Origin of the sequence: Fervidicola ferrireducens, from assembly GCF_001562425.1 — a bacterium.
Classification (GTDB): Bacteria; Bacillota; Thermosediminibacteria; order Thermosediminibacterales; family Thermosediminibacteraceae; genus Fervidicola; species Fervidicola ferrireducens.
Genome location: NZ_LOED01000002.1, coordinates 15,669 through 39,098, shown reverse-complemented (window position 1 = coordinate 39,098; position 23,430 = coordinate 15,669). Strand labels below are relative to the sequence as shown.

Below are 23,430 nucleotides of genomic sequence, written 5' to 3'. Positions count from 1 at the left end.
ATACAATCCCTAGAGATTGAAAAATATAACCGAAATTGATAAAATAAAAAAAGAACCGCCAACAAGCTTGTGTCAATGCTTTCAGGGGGTGAGCGCCCATAGGTGCATAGTATATCGTGAGATTTGCGGTAAAATACATATCAACATAAGTAATAAGTAACAGGAGGTATTATGGAGAGGTTAAAAGTATACGTAGACGGAGCTTCCCGGGGAAATCCGGGAGATGCAGGGATTGGCATAGTGATGTTGGATGAAAACGGTAACGTGGTTAAAGAAATGAGCGACTACATCGGGCAAACAACGAACAACATAGCTGAGTACACGGCTCTTATCATTGCCCTGAAAGAGGCGCTCGAGATGGGCTGCGAAGAAATCGAAGTATTTTCCGACAGCGAGCTCATGGTAAAACAAATAAACGGACAGTACCAGATTAAAAATGAAGGGATAAAGCGCCTTTATTCCCAGGTGGTCCAGTTGATGAAAGAGTTCAGGAGTTTCAGCATAAATCACGTGAGGAGAGAATACAATAAAAGGGCTGATGAGCTCGCCAACGAAGGCATTGACATGGCCCTTGGCGATGAAGAGGTTATTGACATTTAAACGAAGTCATGTTATAATGTCCTTCCGGCAAAAAGGTGATGAGTAGGTCGGATGGTCGCGGGTTTGTGCCCGAGGAAAGTCCGAGCTCCACAGGGCAGGGTGCTGGGTAACACCCAGTGAGGGCGACCTCAAGGAAAGTGCAACAGAAATATACCGCCCGGTAAAAGCTTTTACCGGGTAAGGGTGGAAAGGTGAGGTAAGAGCTCACCAGCGGTCAGGCGACTGGCCGGCTATGTAAACCCCACCTGGAGCAAGACCAAATAGGGGAGCATATGCGGTGGCCCGCCGCGCTCCCGGGTGTGGTCGCTAGAGGTGTCAGGCAACTGTCACCCAAGATAGATGACCATCCTCGACAGAACTCGGCTTACAGACCTACTCATCCTTGAATAAAAATGAAAAACTCAAGGCGTTGAGCCTTGAGTTTTTAAGTTTTACTCGGCCTTTTTTTCCGAAGATTCACCGGAGGACTTGCTTTCCGATGAAGTTTCACCAGAACCCTTTCGGACGTAATCGGTTATATGGAAGCCCGAGCCTTTAAAAACCAGACCCACGTTTCGGCTAATCAGACGCTTAACCGGATTTCCGCAGGTCGGGCATTTTTCTAAAGGGGATTCAGTTATAGCCTGTTCCTGTTCAAAATCGCCGCACCTTTCACACCTGTATTCGTAAAGTGGCATTGGTAGCACCTCCTCTATAGCAACATTTACACGAGTTCACAAGAGATTATATACAACGGTTTTTTCCCTTTGTCAAGTCGTCATAAAATAAATTTCTGAAGGGAGAGGTATAGTGTTGGTAAGGCCAATGGTCCATGCGTTCCAGATATGGGGCACGAAAATGGTGCTCGACGTAAACAGCGGTTCCGTGTTCGAAGTAGACGACCTGGTCTACGATGTACTTAAATTTTACGAAGAACTTTCCCCGGAGGATGTCATCGCTAAATTAAAGGAGAAATATGCGGAATCGGAAATCGAAGAGGCCATAGAAGAACTGGACATTTTAAAAGCTCAGGGCCTCCTTTTTTCGGGAGCGAACCTTGATCCGGCCGTAGAACTTTTAAACGAAAAAAAATACGTAAAAGCTCTTTGCCTAAACGTGGCTCACGATTGCAATTTGAGGTGCAGGTATTGTTTTGCCTCGAAAGGACATTACGATGGAGCGCGGCAGTTGATGAGCAAAGAGGTGGCAAAAAATGCTATAGACTTCCTTTTACAACGATCAGGGGGACTAAAAAATTTGGAGGTGGATTTTTTTGGCGGAGAACCTTTGATGGCTTTTGATACCATAAAATATGTGGTTTCCTACGCGAGAAGTTTGGAAGACAAATATAACAAAAAATTCCATTTTACGGTTACCACCAATTGTCTTCTGCTCGACGATGAAATAATGGATTATTTGCATAAAAACATGGACAATATAGTGATGAGTTTGGACGGGAGAAAGATGGTAAACGACAGGATGCGGGTGCGGGCCGACGGCTCGGGAAGCTACGACAGGGTTGTTTCGAATATAAAAAAACTGGTGGCGCTGAGAAAAAGGGACGGCAAGGATTACTACGTCAGGGGCACATTCACAAAGTACAACCTGGACTTCGCAAAAGATGTCATTCACATGGCTGACCTCGGTTTTGAGGAGATTTCCATCGAGCCGGTTGTTGGAAAAGAAGGGGATTTTCTGATCGATGAAGGGGATTTGGAAACCGTATACCGACAGTACGATGAAATTGCAAGAGAATACATCAAAAGAAAAACGTCGGGGGAAAATCCGTTTAGATTTTATCACTTCAATATAGACATTTATAAAGGTCCATGCTTGCAAAAGAGGCTTTCGGCGTGCGGTGCCGGCAGGGAATACCTCGCAGTTACTCCGGACGGAGAGATATACCCGTGTCACCAGTTCATAGGCAAGAGGGAGTTTGTTCTGGGCGACGTTTTTGAAAAAACTCTTGATGAGGATGTTATAAAAAAGCTAAAAGATACCCACGTCCTTGCAAAACCTGATTGCGTATCGTGTTGGGCCAAGTTTTTCTGCAGCGGTGGCTGCAGCGCCAACAATTACGAGATGAACGGGGATTTAAATTTACCCAATAAAATATCCTGCAGTTTGCAGAAAAAAAGAATCGAGTACGCGCTTTACCTTGCTGTAAAGGCTGGAATGCAAAGTGAAAAAAACAGATTGTTGTGTTGATGAAGTGCAAAAAGCGACAATTTTCTAGCAATTACAATAATACCAAATCACAAAATATGGTGATTCGTGTAAGAAGAGATAAAAAATGGAAGCAAAATATAACTGCTGAAAAAAATGCGGACATAATCGGAAAATACGGTCGTTGATAATGCCCTTAAACTGTGATAAAATGGCCTAGTAAATCGATACAGAGGGGAAATCATCATGGCAGCTGCATTGACTAAACTCAACCAGGAGATTGTAAGGCTAAAAAGGGAGCTTAACGAAAAGCTGGAGAAAAAAACCTTTTGGCCAACGAAGTCTACGCTTTGAGCTTGCAGCTTGATAAGCTCATTTTGGCTTATCACAGAGCATCCGTTAAAGCTGAATAGGTGTTCTTTTAAATGCTGCTTTTTGCAGCATTTTTATTTTTTGACTTATTTTTTCAGGTTTTATATAATTGACTCTAAGAATTATTTTGCGAGGTGTGATCTTATATGGCGCTTTTTACCATCGATGATGTGGAAAACTTGAGCCGGGCTGACATAAAGAAAATTTACTCCGAGCACGTAAATCCCGGACTTGCTTCGATGATGGGGCTTTTAAATTTCGATAGGGTCTACGTGAAGGCGCAGGGGTGTTATGTTTGGGACGCCGAAGGTCAGAAATACCTGGATTTTTTGGGGGCTTACGGCGCGCTGAATTTGGGACATAATCCACCTGAAGTGTTGGAGGCTATAAAAAAAGTGAGCCAAAAGCCCAATTTACTGCAGGCGACTATAAATCCGTATGCGGCAGCCCTGGCGCACAATCTTTCAAAAGTAGCACCCGGAAATTTAAAACACAGCTTTTTTTGCAACAGCGGAGCAGAGGCCGTGGAAGGGGCTTTAAAAACGGCAAGGGCGGCTACTCGAAAGCAAAAGATAATATCTTGCGATGGCGCTTTTCACGGAAAGACTTTAGGTGCGTTATCGGCTACCGGACGGGATAAATACAAGGGCCCCTTTTTGCCCCTGGTGCCGGAATTTGAGACCATACCGTTCGGAGATTTGGATGCGCTTGAAGCAAAATTAAAAGGAGGTAACGTGGCCGCGTTCATAGTGGAGCCGATACAAGGGGAAGCAGGGATTATTGTGCCTCCGAAAGGATATTTGAAAGGGGCAAGAGACCTTTGCACAAAATATGGAGCCTTGCTGATAGTCGATGAAATACAAACAGGTTTAGGCAGGACGGGAAGCATGTTTGCCTGCGAACAAGAAGATGTGGCACCGGATATAATGTGCGTTGCAAAATCGTTAGGGGGCGGAGTGATGCCTATTGGAGCATTCATCGCCACCGATGAAGTTTGGGAAAGAGCTTATTCCGGGATGGAAAGATGTCTGCTGCACACATCGACTTTTGGCGGAAACACTTTAGCGTGTGCTGCGGGTATAGCCTCCATCAATGCCATAAAAGAAAAAAGACTGGCCGAACGAGCCGCAGAACTGGGAGACTATTTCCTAAACAGATTGAAAGGCCTTAAGGAAAAGTTTGGCATAATAAAGGAAGTTCGCGGAAGGGGACTGATGATAGGTATCGAGTTCGAGCCTCCGGTAAAGGGGTTCATAAACAGGATAACGGGCGGAGTCATAAATAAGCTGTACGAAGAATTCACGGGAGCACTGGTGGCTGGAGAGCTGCTCAACAAGCACAGGATAATCACCGCATACACCCTTAATAATCCCAATGTTATAAGGTTGGAGCCGCCGTTGATAGTGACGAAAGAGGATATTGACCAGGTGATTGACGCCTTGGAGGATATCTTTACTAGATATAGAGGGTTTATGGGTATGACTCTGAACGCCATAAAATCGGCTGCGAGTTCCATACTGTCGAAGTAGCTTTTTGAATAAACATGAGCGATAAAGACAAAAAAGGTAAGCAACCCGGTTTTGTTGCTTACCTTTTTTTCTGAGGTTATTGCGTAAAATAAAAATGGTCGGGACGGCGGGACTTGAACCCACGACCTTTCGGACCCGAACCGAACGCGCTACCAAACTGCGCTACGTCCCGACGACAATTATTATACTATAAACCTAGATTTTTTTCAAACCCTTTTTTCAATCAACTAACTCATCAAGATATGGCATAAACTAAAAGTAGATCCTGAATTGTAATGTATAAGAGGATTTTTTTAATAAAAGGAGAAATAAAAGGAAGTAAGTTTATTTTTATTGGAGGAGGTAGGGAGTTTGGACAGACTCTTTAAACGCAAAACTTTAGACAACGGGATAAATCTTTATATCCATTCCACCGACAAATTTAAAACTGTAACAGTTTGTGCTTTTATACACCAGAATTTGGATAAGAGTACAGCCACGAGAACCGCACTGTTACCTTTTGTATTGAAACGAGGCAGCCATAAATTTCCAAGTTCAAGGTATATCAGCCTTTGCCTTGAAGAACTTTACGGCGCCGATTTCGGAGCCGATATAATAAAAAAAGGTGAAAGGCAAATAATTCAATTTTTCATAGAGATGGTAAATCCTAGATACACCGCTTCTGAGGATAAAATTTTAGATGAAGGTCTTGCGCTCTTTAAGGATGTTATCTTAAATCCGCTGACCGAAGGGCCCGCCTTTAAAAAGGATTTCGTGGAACAGGAGAAAGATGTCTTAAAGAGGAACATTGAGGCTCTATTTAATGACAAATTTAACTACGCCATAGAAAGATGCTTTCAGGAAATGTGCAAGGGGGAGCCTTTCAGCGTGTACAAGTACGGCAGCGTTTCGGATTTGCCGGAAATAAAAAGCGAAGACCTTTACGATTTTTATAAAATGATCATAAAAAGCAGGCCGATGGACATCTTCGTTCTGGGAGAGGTGGATGAAGGGCAAATTTATGAGAAGTTAAACAACCTTTTTTCAAACGAGCGCCGTGAGGAGAAAATTGCCGGTACTGTTGTAGTAAAAGAAGTTGAAAGGGAAAAATTTGTAGAGGAAAAGCAAGATGTGAATCAAGGCAAGCTTTCTTTAGGTTTCAGAACCGGCACGCGATACGGCGACGAAGACTTTTACGCCTTGATGGTGTTCAACAGCGTCTTCGGCGGGGGCCCACATTCTAAGCTCTTTCAAAATGTAAGAGAGAAAGAAAGCCTGGCGTATTATGCTTTTTCGCGGCTGGAAAAAAGCAAGGGCTTGATGCTGGCAAGCTGCGGTATTGATTTTGATAATGTGGAAAAGACCGTAGAAATAATAAAAAAGCAGCTAGAGGATATAAAAGATGGGCGTATTTCCGATTATGAATTCGAAAGCTCCAAAAAGTCTCTTGTGAACTCTCTAAAGGAAGCAGAGGATAGCCCGGCCATGATTATAAGTCTTTACCTGGATGGCATCATAAACGGTATCGAGGAGTCGATACAGGAAATCATTGAAAAAATCCGGAATGTCACGAAGGAAGATGTGGTGAAGGTGGCTCAAAAAGTAAAGCTGGATACCATATATTTTCTCAACAAAAAGTAGTCGGGGTGAAAGCCTATGAATTTTATCGGAGAAAATCTGTTATACAGGAAATTTGACAACGGACTTAAAGCTTACGTGTTGCCGAAAAAAAATTTCAATAAAGTATACGCCGTTTATTCCACCAAATACGGTTCCATAGACAATGAATTCGTGGTGCCGACAACGGGAGAGAGGTTGAAGGTTCCGGAAGGGATAGCTCACTTTCTCGAACATAAAATGTTCGAGATGCCTTACGGCAACGTGTTCGATAAATATGCCGAGCTCGGAACTTCTTCGAATGCGTATACCAATTATACCAATACCACCTATCTTTTTTCTACAACTTCAGCTTTTGAAGAAAGTATGAGGCTTTTGCTGGAATTTGTCGAAACCCCTTACTTTACGAAAGAAAGTGTGGAAAAGGAAAAGGGTATCATAACGCAGGAACTCAGAATGTATGAAGATGACCCGGAATGGCAGGTTATGCTCAATCTGCTTAAAGCTCTATACCACCGGCATCCGGTAAGAGATGATATAGGAGGTACCGTGGAGTCGATTCAGAATATAGATGTTGATACTCTGTACAAGTGTTATGAGACCTTCTATCATCCGAGCAACATGGTGATTTTCGTAGCCGGTGCGGTAGATGCCGATAAAGTTTTTGATATTATCGAGGAACGGGAAAATAAAAGAGGCAAACTTTCTCAAGGTGAAATAAAAAGAATTTATCCTGAAGAACCCGATACGGTAAATAAGCCCCGCATAGATGTAAAACTGTCGGTAAGCCGTCCGCTTTTTCTGATGGGATTTAAAGATAACGATGTGGGTTATGACGGAATAGAGCTCCTGCAAAAAGAAATTATTACGAACATATTGCTGGAAATTATTTTCGGGAAGAGCTCTCTCGCCTACGAAAAGCTTTATGAAGAAGGGCTTATAGATGACCGGTTCAGTTTCGGATACGAAGGACAAAAAGGGTACGGCTTTTGCACCATCGGTGGAGAGACCAAAGATCCGGAGAAACTGAAGGATATGTTGGTAACCAGTATAGATGAGGCGAAGGAAGGAGGTCTGAAAGAGGAGGACTTTGAAAGGGTAAGGAAAAAATACTTGGGTGACTATATCCAGGGATTTAATTCTCTGGAATTCATCGCTAATTCGTTCGTATCATATTACCACCGAAATGTAAATATATTCGACTATCCCGAGGTATTAAAACGGATAACCTTCGAAGAGGCAGAAAGAAGGCTACGCGAATTTTTTGATTTTGACCGAATGGCGGTATCGACGGTGTATCCGAAATAATGTGTAAAAAATAGCACTTTTTGACGAAAAAAGTGGGGCAAAAGCCTCACTTATTTTTATTGTTTTTTTTTGTCGCAAGGGAGGAATTTAAAAGCGTTCCGTAGAATAGTTAAAGTGGTATAAAGTGGTGGAAAGTGGAGGGAAAGTCCTCCGAAGGGGAGCGCGGAAAAATGCTAATGGGACAGTTCCAGCATTCGCTGGACCCAAAGGGAAGATTAATAATTCCTTCGAAGTTCCGGGAACAGCTGGGGGAAAGTTTTATTCTCACCAAGGGTTTAGACCGCTGCTTGTTCGTGTATCCTAAAAGTGAGTGGATGGTGCTGGAACAGAAATTAAAAGCGCTTCCCATGACAAAAAAGGAAGCCAGGGCTTTTATCAGGTTTTTCTTTTCAGGGGCTGTGGAAGTGGAATTAGACAAACAGGGCAGAATATTAATCCCCCCCATGCTGAGAGAATATGCGCGGATAGAAAAGGAAGTGGTGATAATAGGAGTTTCCAATAGAGCGGAAATATGGAGCGCCAAGGAATGGGAAGCTTACAGCAAAGAAGCAGAGGATTCTTATGAAGAAATAGCCGAAAACATGGTAGAGTTAGGTATATAGGTGATGTAAAATGGATTATCTTCATCAACCGGTATTGTTAAAAGAAGCCATAGAATTTCTCGACCCTAAAAGCGGAGGAGTTTACGTGGATGCCACCCTAGGGGGAGGCGGTCACTTTTCGGAAATCCTGAAGAGAATAGGGGCTGACGGGAAGGCAATAGGAATCGACCGGGACGAAGATGCGGTTAAAAATGCGAGGGATAAATTCTCGGCTTTTCCCAACGCTGTTATAATCCACGATAATTTCAAGAATATAAAGCGCATAATCCATAACCTCGGTTTTCAGGGTGTGGACGGCGTGATATTCGACCTAGGGGTGTCTTCATATCAGCTGGAAGAGAAAAGCCGGGGTTTTTCTTACATGCAGGACGCCCCCCTGGACATGAGGATGGACAAAAGCCAGAAGCTTACCGCAAGGGATGTGGTGAATAACCTGGAGAAAAAGGAGTTGGCAAGAATAATAAAGGAATATGGAGAAGAGAGATGGGCTGATAAAATAGCCGAGTTCATATGCGAGAGAAGAAAAATTAAGCCCATCGAAAGAACGGGAGAGTTGGTGGACATTATAAAAGCTGCCATTCCTGCCAGGGCCCGAAGACAGGGCCCTCATCCTGCCAAAAGGACTTTTCAGGCCTTGAGGATTTTCGTAAACGACGAACTGGAGATTCTATCCCAAAGTTTAAAGGATGCCGTGGAGCTCTTAAAACCGGGCGGCAGAATATGCGTTATTACGTTTCACTCGCTGGAAGATAGAATAGTAAAGCATACTTTTAAAGAACTTTCGAGAGGTTGTATCTGTCCTAAAGGCAGTCCCATTTGTACATGCAATAGAGAAAAAGAACTGAAGATACTCACCCCGAAGCCCATATTGCCGTCCCGGGATGAGGTAGAGGCCAATCCAAGAGCGCGAAGCGCTAAATTGAGAGCCGGGGAGAAGCTAAGTTCTAAATAACAAGGGGAGTGAATAAAGTGGTAGTAGCTCCGAAAACCTCTTATCGGGGGATGCAGCAATATATACCCCGCCAGATGGAACAGGCAAAAACCAGGCCGAAAGCTCGAGCCAGGGAAAAAGGTCGTTACATTCTCGGTGTTGTTGTGGTAACTTTAGCCACCTTGCTGCTTCTTACAAGGTACGCATTCATAATCGAAACTCAATATAAAGTTGAAAAATTAAAAGCTGAAGTTGCCAAGATAGCCAGTGAAAACGAAAGCTTAAAAGTAAAAATAGCCGACTTAAAGTCTACTGAGAGGATAGAGAAGATTGCAAAAGCCAATTTGAAGATGCAGGAACCTGACGACGAACAGATAATATACCTTGAAAGGTAAGCTATTTTTCAGGGGGATTTTCCATGGCCCACGGCAGCAAAACAGTTAAAAAACGACTGGTTTTTCTGCTCTTAATTTGCTTTGCGCTAAACATAGCTCTCATGGGAAGGGTTTTTTATATTCAGTTTGTCCGCGGTGACGAGTTGAGGTCTAAGGCGAAGGAACAGTGGACAAGAGATTCGCCGGTGGAACCGAAAAGAGGAACCATATACGACAGAAACATGAACCCGCTCGCCATTAGTGCCAGCGTAAAGTCGGTTATGGCAAGTCCCCCCGATATCGAGGATGTGGAAAAAACCGCTTCTTTGCTGTCTCCAGCTTTGAATATAGACAAAGAAGTGCTGATTAAAACCCTTGAAGAAGCGAAAAAAAAGAAAAAAGGCTCTATATTTATAAAAAGGAAAATTACCGATGAGGAAGCGGAAGCCGTCAGAAAACTGAATTTAAAGGGGATTTATTTTACCGAAGAGAGCAAAAGATTTTATCCTGAAAAAAATCTGGCATCCCACGTGTTGGGATTTACCGGTATTGACAGTCAGGGACTAGAGGGTGTGGAGCTGATTTACGACAAGTATTTAAGAGGCATTCCGGGAAGGATTATATCAGAAAAGGATGCTTTGAGCCGGGAACTACCTTTTGGGCTGGAGAAATACATACCTCCTGAAGAAGGATTGAACCTGGTACTCACCATCGACAAGGTGATACAACACATAGCTGAGAGGGAACTGGAAAAAGCCCTTGCAGAAAATAACGCCAAAAAGGGTACAATAATAGTAATGGACCCAAATACAGGAGAAATTCTAGCTCTGGCTAACAAACCCGATTACGATCCTAACAATTATAAAAACTATCCTTCTTCGATATGGAGAAACAGCGCCGTATCCGATGTATACGAACCGGGTTCGACTTTTAAGATAGTGACGGCGGCAGCCGCCCTTGAAGAAGGTGTTGTCAGCCCCGATGATAAATTTTACGATCCCGGTTACGTGGTTGTATCGGGTGTCAGGATAAAATGCTGGAGGGCTGGGGGCCACGGCAGCCAGACTTTTGCCCAGGTTGTGCAGAATTCCTGCAACCCGGGTTTTGTCGAGGTTGCATCCAGATTGGGAAAAGAAAAATTTATTAAATACATAAAGGGTTTCGGTTTCGGAGAGACTACGGGCATAGACCTTCCCGGAGAAGCAAGAGGCATATTTAATCCCGATAAGGTAGGACCGGTAGAGCTTGCCACCATTTCTTTCGGCCAGGGAATTTCGGTCACCCCGATCCAATTAATCACGGCTGTAGCTGCGGTGGCCAATGACGGAAAGATGACCGCACCTCACGTAACCAAAGCTTTGGTGGACAAGGAAGGCAATGTAGTCCAAGAGTTCAAACCCAGGGTCATAAGGCAGGTAATATCGGAAGATACCGCAAGGGAATTGAAAAGTCTTTTGGAAAGCGTCGTGGAAAACGGAACGGGTGGCAGAGCAAAAATTGAAGGATATAAAGTGGCCGGAAAGACCGGCACTGCGGAAAAATACGCGGACGGTAAATATGTGGCGTCGTTCGTGGGGTTTGCGCCGGCCGACGACCCGCAGTTTGTCGTTTTGGTTATCATAGATGAACCGTCCACCGGAATATACTATGGCGGGCAAATAGCCGCTCCCATATTTCAAAAGGTAATGGCCGATATTTTAAAGTACAAGGGTGTAAAACCGCAGCTTTCCGACAGCGAGCCGAAAGAGGCTGTAAAAGTACCGGATGTCAGAAATCTATACGTAGAAGATGCCAGGCAGGTTCTCATGAAGCATAAGCTGTCGGTGCGGGTAGAGGGACAGGGACTTGTAGTCTACGAACAGGTGCCGGCGCCGGATTCGGAAGTTCCGGTTGGTTCTACCGTTCTGCTCAAGGTTTCCGATGCAAAAACCGATAAGAATCCCGCTACTGTCCCGGACCTAACGGGGAGGACTATGAGAGAGGCCAGCGAAATTTTAAACGCCGTGGGGTTAAAAATAGATATCAAGGGCAGCGGCTTTGCAGTTCGACAGAATCCTCCGCCCGGTGCGGAAGTGGAGATTGGCACCGTGGTGCAGGTGTTTTTTGAACCGCCCGGGTCTACCGGTGGCAGCGAGTAAAAGTTGACTTACAAGGGAATTCAAGATCTGGAAGGAAGGGAATAAAGTCATGAAAGCCATACATATATTGGAAAATTTGAGCGAAATTATAAGCGTGAGGGGACCGAAAGACATCGATATAAAAAGTATCGCTTACGATTCAAGAAAGGTTGAAAAGGGAAGCCTATTTGTGGCGATTCGGGGATTTAGATTGGATGGGCACGATTTCATAGAAGATGCTATAGAAAAGGGAGCTATTGCGGTAATAGGTGAAAAGGAAATGGATTTGCCGGATGGGGTCCTCTACGCAAGGGTAAAGAACAGCAGAAAGGCGCTTTCGGAAGCGTCTTCAACGTTTTTCGGAAGGCCGGCGGACAGACTAAAAATCGTAGGCGTAACCGGGACCAACGGAAAGACGACGACCACTTATCTCATCAAGGCCATCCTCGACGAGGCGGGTTTCCCCACCGGGGTTATCGGCACCGTGGGCATACGCATAAAAGATAGATTTTTGCCTTCAGAACGCACTACGCCCGAATCACTGGAATTAAACCGCATCTTTGCGGAAATGTCGGATGAAGGAGTAAAGTACGTCTCTATGGAAGTTTCCTCCCACTCCCTCAAACTTCACAGGGTAGACGATGTAAGGTTTGAGGTGGGAGTTTTCACAAATTTAACCCAGGATCACCTGGATTTCCACGAGAGTTTTGATGACTACTATTCTTCCAAGAAGAAATTGTTTTACCTCTCCAGAAAGGCAGCCATTAACATCGACGATCCGAGCGGGAGGCGTCTGTGCGAGGAATTAGACATACCTATTTTGACTTACGCTATTGAAGGAAAGGCCGACGTAAAGGCTGAAGATGTGAGAATCGATTCAAGCGGAGTAACTTTTAACGTATGTTTCGATGGTGAGCGAAAAAAGATAGTTTACAGGGTGCCTGGGAAATTTAGCGTATATAACTCGCTTGCAGCCATCACCGCGGGCCTTTTCCTCGGAATAGACCTTGATACGATGGCAAAGGCCCTGGAAAAGGTGAGAGGTGTACCGGGAAGGTTTGAACCGGTGGATGAAGGGCAGGATTTCACGGTTATAGTTGATTACGCCCATACGCCGGATGGTCTTGAGAACGTGTTAAACACGATAAAATCCTTTGCAAAAGGTAAAGTCATAACCGTGTTCGGTGCGGGCGGAGACAGGGACCGGTCCAAAAGGCCCCTTATGGGAAAGGTCGTTTCCGAATACTCGGATTATTTCATAATAACTTCCGACAATCCCAGGAGCGAAGACCCGGAAGCGATTATAAACGACATAGAAAAAGGTTTGGACAAAAACAGCAAATACGAAAAAATAGTCGACAGAAGAGCGGCAATAAAGAGGGCTATCGAGATGGCGTCAAGAGGAGATGTAGTTTTGATTGCAGGAAAAGGGCATGAAAATTATCAGATAATAAAGGACAAAGTTTTCCCGTTCGATGACAGAGAAGTGGCTCGCGAATTCTTGAAAGAGAAGGGGAGAATGCGGTGAAACCTATCTCTTACGAAGAAATTGTCAAAGCTACTGGAGGCCGGATGAAAAAAAATATTGAGGGCGAGATTTCCGGCGTTTCTACCGATTCGAGGACGATAAAACCCGGAGAACTTTTCGTCCCGTTGATAGGAGAGAAATTCGACGGCCACGATTTTATAAAGACGGCTTTCGAAAGGGGAGCTGGGGCGTCTCTCTGTTCGGAAGATAGAAAATACAAAATTTCGGATTTGGAATTTGAAAAACCTTTGATTCTGGTAAAAGATACAAAAGAAGCCCTTCTTAAACTTGCCAAATATTACCGCTCGCTTTTTGATATTCCCTTTGTCGCGATTACAGGCAGCGTGGGAAAGACTTCAACTAAAGAAATGGTAGCAGCAGTTCTTGGAAAAAGGTATAAGGTGCTGAAGAATGAGGGAAATTTTAACAACGAAATCGGCTTGCCCCTTACCATTTTTCGGCTGGACGACCACGAAATAGGGGTCGTGGAAATGGGCATGAGCGGCTTCGGGGAGATACGGCGCCTTTCCATTTTAGTAAGGCCGAAGGTGGGAGTGATAACCAATATTGGCGTCTCCCACATCGAGAAATTGGGGAGTAAGGAGAATATAGCCAAGGCAAAACTGGAGATTGCCGAGGTATTATCCGAAAAGGACCTGATGGTGTTAAACGCTGATAGCCCCGAACTTTATGCGAAAAAAGGAAAGCTGCTCCCCCGGACCTTGTTTTTCGGTATCGAAAAAGGTGACCTCAAGGCGGAGGATATAGTATCTCTAGGACAGGACGGGATGACGTTCAGGGTTATCGGCAATGGAATTGATTTTCCGGTAAAAATTCCCTTCGTCGGCATCCATCAGGTATATAACGCCCTGGCTGCCGTAGCGGTGGGGCTGGAATTTGGATTAAGCGTCGAAGAGATACAAAGAGGGTTGCTTGATGCAAAACCATGCAAAATGAGATTGGAATTTAAAAAATCACGCACCGGTGCTACCGTTATCGACGATTCATATAATGCAAGCCCTGACTCCATGAAAGCGGCCTTGAAGGTCTTGAGCGAGCTCGGAAAAGGTAAGAAAAAAGCAGCTGTCCTCGGCGATATGCTGGAATTGGGGGATTATGCTGCCGACGCCCACCGGGAGGTAGGGAAGTACGCGGCGGCGGTGACCGATATTCTCGTTTGTATAGGAAAGCACGCTGAAGATTTGGCAAGAGGAGCCTTAGAAGGGGGATTGAGCAGCCGCTTTATTTATACTTTCTCAAAGAAGGATGAAGCTATGGCTTGCATGGAAAAGCTCGTGGGAGATTGTGATATAATTTTGGTTAAGGCATCAAGAGGTATGAAGATGGAGGAGATAGTTGATTTTTTAGTTGGGAGGTCGTAACAATGAAAACCGCATTTCTTGCAGCAGCGACCGCATTTGCGATAGTGGCATTATCCGGAATCGTGGTAATACCTATTTTGCAAATATTGAAGTTTGGTCAAACGGTGAGGGACGACGGCCCAAAGAGGCACCTAAAAAAAATGGGAACACCCACAATGGGTGGAATAATGATAATACCGGCCATAGTATTTTCCACGCTGCTTTTTTACAAAGGGAGCCCCTATGCGCTGGCAGCCGTTTTATCCACCGCCGGATTTGGCCTCGTAGGTTTTGTGGATGATTACATAAAGGTGGTCAAAAAAAGGCCTTTGGGGTTGAGAGCCAGTCAAAAGTTGCTTTTCCAAATTATACTTTCCATTTTACTCGCTTTTTTTGGCTCGGGAGTCTATCCCGGCACAACGACGGTATTCTTTCCTTTCATAAGAAACGGCATCGACCTCGGGCTGATTTACATCCCGTTTACAATCTTTGTCATACTCGGAACGGTAAACAGCGTTAATCTTACCGATGGACTGGACGGGTTGGTTTCGGGCATTTCAGTAATAGTAGGGTTCGCATATACAGTAATTTATTTTTTTCTGGGCCTGCAGGACCTGGCCCTGTTCAGTTCAGCCCTCAGCGGCGCCTGCCTCGGTTTTCTGCTTTATAATCGCCATCCGGCTAAAGTGTTCATGGGCGATACGGGCTCCCTGGGACTTGGAGGGGCTATATCCGCCCTGGCCGTGCTGGGAGGAACTCAATTTTATCTGGCGCTCATCGGCTTTATTTTCATAGTGGAAACCCTCTCCGTAATTTTGCAGGTAATTTATTTCAGGCTCACGGGTAAGAGAATTTTCAGAATGAGTCCTCTGCACCATCACTTTGAGCTAGGCGGCTGGAGCGAATTCAAAGTGGTCCTGGTTTTCTGGGTGATTGCGGCCGTTTCGGCTTTAACCGGCGTTGCAGTATTTTTGTCAACAGAGATCTTCTGAGAGGAAGGAGGGCAAGCAATGGAATTAAGGGGCAAAAAGGTTTTGGTAGTGGGGCTTGCGAGAAGCGGTGTGGCCGCTGCCATTGAACTCTCGGGCATGGGGGCGAAGGTTATAGCCAACGACATAAGGCAAAAAGAAGAAATGAAAGAGGTTGTGGACAAATTAAGTCCTAGAGGAATCGAATTATTTTTTGGCGGCCATCCCCTGGCACTTCTGGAGGGTACCGACCTCGTTGTAATAAGTCCGGGGGTTCCCAGCGATATTCCCCTCATAGAAGAAGCCAGGAAAAGAGGTATCCTGGTAGTGAGCGAGCTTGAGCTCGGATACTGGTATACCAAGGCTCCGATAATTGCGGTTACGGGGACCAACGGAAAGACCACCACCACCACTCTTATAGGCGAGATACTCAAAAATGACGGAAAAAATATATCCGTTGCCGGGAATATAGGAACGCCATTGATACAGGAGGCCGACAAAAATGGCCAGAAAGACTACATCGTCGTGGAAGTGAGTAGCTTCCAACTCGAGAACATACTGTACTTCAAGCCGAAGGTGAGCGTAATTCTGAACATAACCGAAGACCACCTCAATCGGCACAAGACTTTCGAAAATTACATTGAAGCTAAAGCAAGGATTTTGGAAAATCAAGATGAAAATGATTTTGCAGTGCTCAATTATGACGACCCTGTCGTGGCAGGGCTGGCAAAAAGAGCAAGGAGCAGGGTGGTATTTTTCAGCAGAAAACAGGAGCTTGCTAAAGGCGTGTTCGTTAAAAACGGCGTTATAGTGATAAGGGAAAACGGCTTTATTTATCCGATTTTGGAGGCAAAGGATCTGGGTATTAAAGGTGCGCACAATCTGGAGAACGCCCTTGCCGCAGTGGCGGTGGCATGGATTACCGAAACGAATCTGAATAACCTGGCCGAAACCCTTAAAGATTTCAAAGGAGTCGAGCACAGGCTGGAATACGTGGATACCATAGATGGCGTGAAGTTTATCAACGACTCGAAAGGAACGAATCCCGATGCGGCTCTGAAGGCTTTGGAGGCCGTAGAAGGTCCCGTAATTTTGATAGCCGGGGGTTACGACAAAAAGGTAGACTTTCGACCTTTTGTCAGGGCGTTTTTTGGCAAAGTCAAAAAAGTCGTGCTGATTGGGGCTACGGCCGACCAAATAGAAAAGACCGCCAAGGAAGAGGGTTTTTACGAAGTGGAGAAGGCCTCGTCGATGCACGAAGCGGTTAAAATAGCCAAAAAATCTGCCGAGCCGGGAGATACGGTACTGCTTTCACCGGCATGTGCCAGCTGGGACATGTTTTCGAATTTCGAAGAACGCGGAAGGGCTTTCAAAGAAGCGGTGCGTTTGCTAAAAGCCTAAAAGGGGTGTAAATTGTGAGATACCGAAATCCCCCTGACTTTGTCATCATGTTTACCGTGCTGGTGCTTTTGTGCTTTGGAATAATAATGGTTTTCAGTTCCAGCAGCGTGTGGGCGTATTACGTTCATAAAGACAGCCTGTACTTTTTGAAAAGACAACTGGTAGCGGCTTTTTTGGGACTTGCAGCCATGGTATATTTCATGAATTACGACTACTGGCAGGTAAAAAAGTACGAAAAAACCATCCTAATTTTCATGTACGTCCTTCTTATAGCAGTATTAATTCCGGGAATTGGTTTAAAGATAAATGAGGCAAGGCGATGGATTGGAGTAGGTTCTTTTACCGTACAGCCTTCGGAAATTGCAAAGCTCGGCATGGTTGTGTACCTTTCGTGCACTCTGGAGCGAAAACAGGACGATATAAAAAGCTTTTTTAAAGGCCTGCTTCCCGTGTTGCTGGTGACCGCCGTCACCTGCGGACTAATCGTGATCGAACCGCACCTCAGTGCGGCTGTTCTTATAGGCATGCTCTCGATGGTTATGTTGTTCGTGGCGGGAGCCAACATTACCCAGATGCTGTCGCTGGGAGGGGCGGGACTTTTTCTAGTGGTGGTGCTTATTATTGTGGAACCGTACAGGATGGTAAGGTTGTTGTCTTTTATGAATCCCTGGGAAGATATCCGCGGCAGCGGTTACAATATAGTCCAGTCGCTTTATGCCCTCGGGGCCGGAGGCCTTCTGGGGGTTGGGCTGGGGCAGAGCCGGCAAAAATTTTTCTACCTCCCTGAACCTCAGACGGACTTTATTTTTGCTATAATAGGAGAGGAATTGGGTTTTTTAGGGGCGGTCTTTGTCATTTTTATGTTCACCGTTTTTATATGGCGGGGGTACAGGGCGGCTTTACATGCCCCCGATTTATTCGGAAAATTTATGGCTACCGGCATAACGAGCCTGATCGCCCTTCAATTTCTAATTCACGTAGCGGTGGTAACGGCATCCATGCCAGTTACAGGGATGCCGCTGCCTTTTATAAGCTATGGGGGTTCTTCGCTGACGATAACGCTGGCCGAAGTTGGCATTTTGTTAAATATAACCAGATACTTGGAGGCTAAATGATATGCCCAAAAAGGTTATAATCGCAGGAGGCGGAACGGGTGGACACATATACCCTGCTATCGCAATAGCTCAGGGGTTGAAGATGAAATTTCCGGATATAAAAATACTTTTCGTGGGCACAGAAAAGGGACTGGAAAACGACCTCGTGCCGAAAGCCGGTTTTGAACTCAAGAAAATCAGGGCAAAAGGCTTCAAAAGAAAGTTATCGCTGGAAAACCTTTCAACTCTGAAAGAGGTAGCTCTAGGTGGAATAGAATCCCTGGTTTTATTAAAAAGAGAAAAGCCAGACTTGGTTGTCGGAACCGGCGGTTATGTGGCAGGCCCCATAGTTTTTTTTGCATCGATGCTGAAAATTCCGACTTTCATCCACGAACAAAACGTGAAACCCGGTGTTACCAATAGAATCTTGTCCTGCTTTGTGGATAAAGTGGCAGTGAGCTTCCCGGATTCTGCAAAGTACTTTCCGAAAAGCAAAGTTGTCGTGACCGGCAATCCGGTAAGGCAGGAAATTGTACTTACCGAAAAATTGAAGGCAATAAAGGAGCTTGGTTTGGACGCGGAAAAACCATTGGTCTTATCCTTTGGAGGAAGCCAGGGTGCTTTAAGGCTCAACGAAGCGGTATTGGAGCTCATCGATTTAATAAAGGAAGATAGTACTTTTCAGCTTTTTCACATTACGGGCAAAAAGAATTACGATGATTTCATAAGCAAACTGGAATATAAAGGAATAAATCCATTGTGTCTAGGACATATTAAAGTAAGGCCTTATGTTTACGAAATGCACTATGCCATAGCCGCCGCAGACCTTGTGGTCTCCAGGGCGGGCGCCATAACAATAGCCGAACTCACAGCGGCGGGTAAACCCGCAATCCTGGTGCCTCTGCCGACAGCGGCGGGCCAGCACCAGGATTATAACGCCGGGTTTATGAAAAAAAATGGTGCAGCCGTTATAATAAAAGATCGGGAACTCAGCGGAAAAAGGTTATACGAGATGATCCGCAGTTTGATCTCTGACAAAAATCGACTTATCGAGATGTCTGCAGCCAGCAAAAAGTTGGGAAGGCCTGATGCTCTGGATAGAATATTGAGAGAAATTGTCTCCCTAATGGACTAAAATTATCCTTTAATAAACCTATTTTTCTAACATGAGGCCTGTGGTAATATAGATATCGTAGTAGCACTTTATAAATTCTCAGCATAATATATAGTATTCCTGATAAAGCACGATTTAGGAAGATCGGAAGGAGAGACCGAACTTGTTGGGCAATTATAAACGCATTCATTTTATAGGCATCGGTGGCACGGGAATGAGCGGAATAGCAAGGATAGCAAGAGAATTGGGATATGATGTGTCCGGTTCGGACCTGAAGCCTTCTGAAGTTATAAACAGGCTGAAAAAATTGGGGGCCACGGTTTTCCTGGGTCACAATGCAGAAAATGTAAAGGGAGCTGATCTTGTGGTTGTGTCATCCGCTATTCCGCAGGATAATCCTGAATACTTGCAGGCCCTGAAAGAAAAAATACCCATTATCCACAGGGCCGATGTGTTGAGCTTGTTGATGGCCGGGAAGAAAGGAATAGCGGTAACAGGTGCCCACGGGAAGACCACCACGACCTCGATGATTTCGCTGGTTCTCGAAAAGAGCGGTCTTGAGCCCACAGTCGTGATAGGAGGAGAGCTGAACGACATAGGAGGTAACGCGACCCTCGGTAAAGGGGAATATCTCGTGGCTGAAGCTGACGAAAGTGACGGTTCTTTTTTGAAGCTCAAGCCTTATATAGCGGTGGTAACGAATATAGAAAACGACCACATGGATTACTACAAGGACATGGATACGATGAAAGAAGCTTACAAAACCTTTGTAAACGGCATTAAAAAAGACGGTTTTGCTTTGTTGGGAACCGACAACGAAAACGTAAGGGACATATTGGAGAGCTTAGATGTGACTTACTTCACCTACGGGATCGATTACCCCGCGGATTACATGCCTAAAAACATACGCATAAATGGGGCAAGTTCCACATTCGAAGTTCACTACCGAAAAGAGCCTTTGGTTGAACTGGAACTCAATGTTCCCGGAATGCATAATATATATAATGCGACTGCAGCCGTTGCCGTAGCTCACAGGCTCGGGTTGAAAATGGAAGATGTTGCAAAAGCGTTAAAAGTCTTTCGCGGGGCAAAGCGCCGGTTTCAACTTATGGGAGAGGTTAACGGCATCAAAGTTATAGATGATTACGCCCACCACCCTACGGAGATTAAAGCCACCCTCAAGGCCGCAAAATTGCAAAACCCCAGAAGGATTTACGCCATATTTCAACCGCACCGCTATACCAGGACAAAGATTCTTGCGGAGGAATTTGGATTGGCCTTTGACGATGCCGATGAAGTGGTGGTAACGAACATATACAGTGCCGGAGAAAGGCCGATAGAAGGGGTTTCATCTTTGCTTATAGTCGATGCTTTAAAAGACAGGGGAAAGAAAGTTACTTACATCCATGATAAGGATGAAATACCGGACTTTATAATCCAAAAAGTTTCACCAGGCGACTACGTTCTGACGATTGGGGCGGGTGATATATACCAGGTGGCGTACGAGATAGTGAAAAAGTTGAAGACTAAAGATGTCCGACCCGGTTAAAACACCGGAGGTGAATTTTTTGTGGGGGCTTATGTGATTGTGGGGGGGTCAAAACTTTCCGGCCGCCTTAAAGTCCAGGGTTCTAAAAATGCAAGTCTTCCCATTATGGCGGCCACCATACTGAATCGCAGTAAAAATCGCATTAGAAATGTACCGGATATAAAAGACGTCCACGTTATGATAGATATATTGAAAGTTTTAGGTGCGGAAGTTTCATTTTCCGGAAATGAGTTGGCTGTAGACTCGAGCAAGGTCAGTATTTGGGAAGTGCCCGAGAATTTGATGAGAAAAATGAGGTCCTCCATCATATTAATGGGTCCTCTTCTGGGACGATACAAAAAGGTTAAGGTGTCGTATCCAGGCGGTTGCGAAATAGGTCCAAGGCCTATTGACCTTCATTTGAAGGGGTTTGTGGCATTGGGTGCGAATATAAGCGAAAGCCACGGTTTTATTTACGCAGAAGCGGACAAATTGAAAGGTGCAAATATACACCTGGATTTTCCGAGTGTGGGTGCCACAGAAAACCTGATGCTGGCGGCGGTTCTGGCAGAAGGCAGGACTACAATAAGAAATGCGGCAAAGGAACCCGAAATAGTAGACCTTCAAAATTATCTGAACAAAATGGGATGCCACGTAAAAGGGGCGGGGACTGATACCATAAAGATAGAAGGTTGTTCGATAGAAGATTTGAAGGAAGTCGATGATTACTCGGTAATTCCGGACAGAATTGCAGCGGGGACGTATCTTGCCGCCACTGCTGCAACCCGGGGAAATATAGTCTTGGAAAACGTTATAATAGAACACATTGAACCCGTACTCGCAAAACTCAGAGAAATGGGCTGCGATATTAAGACGTTGGAAGATAAGGTTCAGCTATGGGTAGAAAAACCTTTAAGGGCCCTTGATAGCCTTAGGACTCTTCCATACCCGGGGTTTCCCACCGATATGCAGGCTCCCATGATGGCTCTGCTTTCTACGGTAGAAGGAACCTCGATAATAACAGAAACCGTTTTTGAAAATCGTTTTAAACATGCTGAAGAGCTCAGGCGAATGGGAGCGGACATCAAATTAAACGGAAATACGGCGATAATAAAGGGCGTTAAAAAATTGACCGGGGCTGTGGTGGAAGCAAAAGATTTGAGAGCGGGCGCAGCCCTTGTCATCGCTGGCCTTGCGGCGGTCGGCAAGACCGTAGTAGAAGGGACGTCTTTTATCGATAGAGGATACGAAAAGTTTTCCGAAAATCTCAGGACTTTGGGTGCGAATATAGAACGATTAAATTAGAAATCCTTTTTTTGTCGGGGAAGATTGGACATGTTGGTCTATGCGAAGAAAACAAAGCGATTTGATTATGGCAAAAAAAGGCAAATTGATAATAAAGCACTATTGAGGTTGTCTGCCTTTTTATGTATAATTACAATAATGCTGGCCGCTACTAGTTCTTTTTTTAAATTGAAAAAGATTGAGGTCGAAGGCAACAGCAGCATACCCGATGGAGAAATCCTGCGGGTGGTAAATCACCATTTGGGCAGAAACACTTTCATGATTAAACCAGCATTAATAAGCGAAGAAATAAAGCAAACGCTTCCGGTAAAGGAAGCCACGGTGAAGTTGAGGCTGCCAGGGACGATGGTTATTAAAGTCGAGGAAAGGGAAGTTATGGCTGCCTTGCCCTATCTTGGAGGATTTGTTTTAATTGACCCGGATGGTTATGTAGTAAAAATGCAACCTGATTTAGAAGGCCTCAGGATTCCGATAATAACGGGTATAGAGATAACCAAGCCTGAAAAAGCAAAGCCCATTGCAATAAATCGGAAACAAGATTTGCTGGAAGATTTAAAAAAAGCATTGAAATGCCTTTCACCTATGAGAGCAGAGCTTTCCGAAATCCATTTAGATTACCAGGAAGGAGAAGTATCTTTTTTTATTTATACTCTTGATGGATTTCAAATATACTTAGAAGAAAACGATATAGAAGAAGAAAAGTTTTTGCTAATGAAATCAGTGCTGGAAGATTTAAGAAAAAGGGGTATGGGTAAGGGGCTAATAGATTTGAGCAAGGAGGCGCCTGTATTTAAAGCCTTTTGATGTGAAAAAAGGGGGAAACACAGATGAACAACAAGTTAAAAGGCCACCTTGTTATTGCACTTGTATGTTTTTTATTAGGCCTAATGCTGGTGGCTCAGTTTAGAAGCACTCAAAAAAGTGGAAGTGCTTTGACTTCTTTGCAAAGAATACAGGAACTCACGACAGAGCTGAAAACTGTCATGGACGAGAGGGAAAAATTGAGGGAAGAGCTAGCGGAAATGAGAAAGAGACTGGAAGAATATGAAAGTTCGGCGGCGGACGTGAGTCAGGTTACCGAAGCGATGAAAAGGGAGCTGGAAAAAGTCCGTATAGCCGCAGGACTGGTGGAAGGCACCGGACCGGGAGTAGTAATAACGCTGAACGACAGCAATTTGCCGCAACAGCCGGGAGAGGACCCCAATTTGTTTTTAATCCATGATGAAGATATTCTGAAAGTTGTAAATGAGCTTTTTGCCGCTGGTGCCGAAGCCGTATCGGTAAACGGCCAGAGAATTATTGCGACCTCGGAGATAAGATGCGTGGGCCCCACTATAATGATAAACTCGGTGAGGATGGCTCCGCCCTTCGTAATACAGGCAATAGGAAATCCCGAAAACCTGGAGAGTTCGCTGAGGATGAGAGGTGGCATAATAGAATCTTTGCAAGTATTCGGTATTCGGGTAAGTATAAAAAAGCAGGACAAAATAGATATGCCGGCCTATACCGGACCTATCAAATTTGAGTACTTTAAGCCTGTGAAGGCAGGTGAATGAA

General features: G+C 44.8%; 21 protein-coding genes, 1 tRNA gene and 1 other RNA gene. 21 read left to right on the top strand and 2 right to left on the bottom strand.

All coding sequences use genetic code 11. The annotated features are described in order from the left end of the window. Positions 1-171: 171 nt before the first annotated feature. Positions 172-600, top strand: coding sequence for a ribonuclease HI family protein (locus AN618_RS01255; RefSeq protein ID WP_066351093.1), 429 nt, complete (start codon positions 172-174; stop codon positions 598-600). A 39-nt stretch (positions 601-639) separates the two neighbouring features. After that, an RNA gene (gene rnpB, locus AN618_RS01250) (RNase P RNA component class A) lies at positions 640-983 on the top strand. Between the two features lie 48 nt (positions 984-1,031). Here rnpB and AN618_RS01245 read toward each other — a convergent pair. After that, positions 1,032-1,277, bottom strand: a complete 246-nt coding sequence (locus AN618_RS01245; protein ID WP_066351092.1) for an FmdB family zinc ribbon protein — start codon at positions 1,275-1,277, stop codon at positions 1,032-1,034. 127 nt (positions 1,278-1,404) lie between these two features. On the opposite strand from AN618_RS01245, the gene scfB reads away from it, so the two are divergent. The 3 genes from scfB to AN618_RS01235 all read left to right on the top strand — a co-directional run bounded on the left by scfB (position 1,405) and on the right by AN618_RS01235 (position 4,646). Continuing rightward, positions 1,405-2,787: a thioether cross-link-forming SCIFF peptide maturase gene (scfB, locus tag AN618_RS01240; protein ID WP_066351362.1), complete on the top strand. Its 1,383-nt coding sequence runs from the start codon at positions 1,405-1,407 to the stop codon at positions 2,785-2,787. Positions 2,788-3,074: 287 nt separating this feature from the next. After that, positions 3,075-3,158, top strand: coding sequence for a Spo0E family sporulation regulatory protein-aspartic acid phosphatase (locus tag AN618_RS14120; RefSeq protein WP_083514978.1), 84 nt, complete (start codon positions 3,075-3,077; stop codon positions 3,156-3,158). Between the two features lie 105 nt (positions 3,159-3,263). Further along, positions 3,264-4,646 carry an aspartate aminotransferase family protein gene (locus AN618_RS01235; RefSeq protein WP_066351089.1) on the top strand — a complete coding sequence of 461 codons (1,383 nt, stop codon included), beginning with the start codon at positions 3,264-3,266 and terminating at the stop codon, positions 4,644-4,646. A gap of 95 nt (positions 4,647-4,741) precedes the next feature. Here AN618_RS01235 and AN618_RS01230 read toward each other — a convergent pair. Then, positions 4,742-4,818, bottom strand: a tRNA-Pro gene (locus AN618_RS01230). A gap of 179 nt (positions 4,819-4,997) precedes the next feature. On the opposite strand from AN618_RS01230, the gene yfmF reads away from it, so the two are divergent. The 16 genes from yfmF to AN618_RS01150 all read left to right on the top strand — a co-directional run bounded on the left by yfmF (position 4,998) and on the right by AN618_RS01150 (position 23,429). After that, positions 4,998-6,266, top strand: coding sequence for an EF-P 5-aminopentanol modification-associated protein YfmF (gene yfmF, locus AN618_RS01225; RefSeq protein ID WP_157081589.1), 1,269 nt, complete (start codon positions 4,998-5,000; stop codon positions 6,264-6,266). Between the two features lie 15 nt (positions 6,267-6,281). After that, positions 6,282-7,550: an EF-P 5-aminopentanol modification-associated protein YfmH gene (yfmH, locus tag AN618_RS01220; RefSeq protein WP_066351082.1), complete on the top strand. Its 1,269-nt coding sequence runs from the start codon at positions 6,282-6,284 to the stop codon at positions 7,548-7,550. 170 nt (positions 7,551-7,720) lie between these two features. Then, entirely contained in the window at positions 7,721-8,152 is a 432-nt protein-coding gene (gene mraZ / locus AN618_RS01215; protein WP_066351360.1) for a division/cell wall cluster transcriptional repressor MraZ, read from the top strand. 10 nt (positions 8,153-8,162) lie between these two features. Next, positions 8,163-9,104 carry a 16S rRNA (cytosine(1402)-N(4))-methyltransferase RsmH gene (gene rsmH, locus AN618_RS01210; RefSeq protein ID WP_066351080.1) on the top strand — a complete coding sequence of 314 codons (942 nt, stop codon included), beginning with the start codon at positions 8,163-8,165 and terminating at the stop codon, positions 9,102-9,104. A gap of 17 nt (positions 9,105-9,121) precedes the next feature. Beyond that, complete coding sequence (ftsL, locus tag AN618_RS01205; protein ID WP_066351077.1) at positions 9,122-9,478, top strand: cell division protein FtsL; 357 nt, start codon at positions 9,122-9,124, stop codon at positions 9,476-9,478. Positions 9,479-9,501: 23 nt separating this feature from the next. Next, entirely contained in the window at positions 9,502-11,595 is a 2,094-nt protein-coding gene (locus AN618_RS01200; RefSeq protein WP_066351075.1) for a stage V sporulation protein D, read from the top strand. A gap of 49 nt (positions 11,596-11,644) precedes the next feature. Next, positions 11,645-13,102, top strand: a complete 1,458-nt coding sequence (locus AN618_RS01195) for a UDP-N-acetylmuramoyl-L-alanyl-D-glutamate--2,6-diaminopimelate ligase (protein WP_066351072.1) — start codon at positions 11,645-11,647, stop codon at positions 13,100-13,102. Continuing rightward, positions 13,099-14,484 (top strand): UDP-N-acetylmuramoyl-tripeptide--D-alanyl-D-alanine ligase, encoded by a 1,386-nt coding sequence (locus AN618_RS01190; RefSeq protein WP_066351071.1) that lies wholly within the window; start codon positions 13,099-13,101, stop codon positions 14,482-14,484. The genes AN618_RS01195 and AN618_RS01190 overlap by 4 nt, the downstream gene beginning before the upstream one ends. 2 nt (positions 14,485-14,486) lie before the next feature. Continuing rightward, a complete protein-coding gene (gene mraY / locus AN618_RS12995) occupies positions 14,487-15,455 on the top strand; it encodes a phospho-N-acetylmuramoyl-pentapeptide-transferase (RefSeq protein ID WP_066351070.1) in 969 nt (322 codons plus the stop codon). Positions 15,456-15,473: 18 nt separating this feature from the next. After that, entirely contained in the window at positions 15,474-16,832 is a 1,359-nt protein-coding gene (gene murD, locus AN618_RS12990; protein ID WP_066351069.1) for a UDP-N-acetylmuramoyl-L-alanine--D-glutamate ligase, read from the top strand. A 47-nt stretch (positions 16,833-16,879) separates the two neighbouring features. Continuing rightward, a complete protein-coding gene (gene spoVE, locus AN618_RS01175) occupies positions 16,880-17,947 on the top strand; it encodes a stage V sporulation protein E (RefSeq protein ID WP_083514987.1) in 1,068 nt (355 codons plus the stop codon). Position 17,948: 1 nt separating this feature from the next. Further along, positions 17,949-19,061, top strand: a complete 1,113-nt coding sequence (gene murG / locus AN618_RS01170; protein ID WP_066351065.1) for an undecaprenyldiphospho-muramoylpentapeptide beta-N-acetylglucosaminyltransferase — start codon at positions 17,949-17,951, stop codon at positions 19,059-19,061. Between the two features lie 142 nt (positions 19,062-19,203). Next, entirely contained in the window at positions 19,204-20,589 is a 1,386-nt protein-coding gene (murC, locus tag AN618_RS01165; protein WP_066351063.1) for a UDP-N-acetylmuramate--L-alanine ligase, read from the top strand. Positions 20,590-20,610: 21 nt separating this feature from the next. Next, on the top strand, positions 20,611-21,873 hold the full coding sequence (gene murA / locus AN618_RS01160) for a UDP-N-acetylglucosamine 1-carboxyvinyltransferase (protein WP_066351061.1): 1,263 nt from the start codon (positions 20,611-20,613) through the stop codon (positions 21,871-21,873). A gap of 168 nt (positions 21,874-22,041) precedes the next feature. Further along, positions 22,042-22,677: a cell division protein FtsQ/DivIB gene (locus AN618_RS01155; protein ID WP_187694854.1), complete on the top strand. Its 636-nt coding sequence runs from the start codon at positions 22,042-22,044 to the stop codon at positions 22,675-22,677. A gap of 23 nt (positions 22,678-22,700) precedes the next feature. Next, complete coding sequence (locus tag AN618_RS01150) at positions 22,701-23,429, top strand: DUF881 domain-containing protein (RefSeq protein WP_066351055.1); 729 nt, start codon at positions 22,701-22,703, stop codon at positions 23,427-23,429. Position 23,430: the final 1 nt, after the last annotated feature.

Bases quoted from the DNA above. Each gene is read 5' to 3' on its own strand.
- AN618_RS01255 (WP_066351093.1), top strand. From the start codon at position 172: ATGGAGAGGTTAAAAGTATACGTAGACGGAGCTTCCCGGGGAAATCCG.
- AN618_RS01245 (WP_066351092.1), bottom strand. From the start codon at position 1,277: ATGCCACTTTACGAATACAGGTGTGAAAGGTGCGGCGATTTTGAACAG.
- scfB (WP_066351362.1), top strand. From the start codon at position 1,405: ATGGTCCATGCGTTCCAGATATGGGGCACGAAAATGGTGCTCGACGTA.
- AN618_RS01235 (WP_066351089.1), top strand. From the start codon at position 3,264: ATGGCGCTTTTTACCATCGATGATGTGGAAAACTTGAGCCGGGCTGAC.
- yfmH (WP_066351082.1), top strand. From the start codon at position 6,282: ATGAATTTTATCGGAGAAAATCTGTTATACAGGAAATTTGACAACGGA.
- mraZ (WP_066351360.1), top strand. From the start codon at position 7,721: ATGCTAATGGGACAGTTCCAGCATTCGCTGGACCCAAAGGGAAGATTA.
- rsmH (WP_066351080.1), top strand. From the start codon at position 8,163: ATGGATTATCTTCATCAACCGGTATTGTTAAAAGAAGCCATAGAATTT.
- AN618_RS01200 (WP_066351075.1), top strand. From the start codon at position 9,502: ATGGCCCACGGCAGCAAAACAGTTAAAAAACGACTGGTTTTTCTGCTC.
- AN618_RS01195 (WP_066351072.1), top strand. From the start codon at position 11,645: ATGAAAGCCATACATATATTGGAAAATTTGAGCGAAATTATAAGCGTG.
- mraY (WP_066351070.1), top strand. From the start codon at position 14,487: ATGAAAACCGCATTTCTTGCAGCAGCGACCGCATTTGCGATAGTGGCA.
- murD (WP_066351069.1), top strand. From the start codon at position 15,474: ATGGAATTAAGGGGCAAAAAGGTTTTGGTAGTGGGGCTTGCGAGAAGC.
- spoVE (WP_083514987.1), top strand. From the start codon at position 16,880: ATGTTTACCGTGCTGGTGCTTTTGTGCTTTGGAATAATAATGGTTTTC.
- murG (WP_066351065.1), top strand. From the start codon at position 17,949: ATGCCCAAAAAGGTTATAATCGCAGGAGGCGGAACGGGTGGACACATA.
- AN618_RS01150 (WP_066351055.1), top strand. From the start codon at position 22,701: ATGAACAACAAGTTAAAAGGCCACCTTGTTATTGCACTTGTATGTTTT.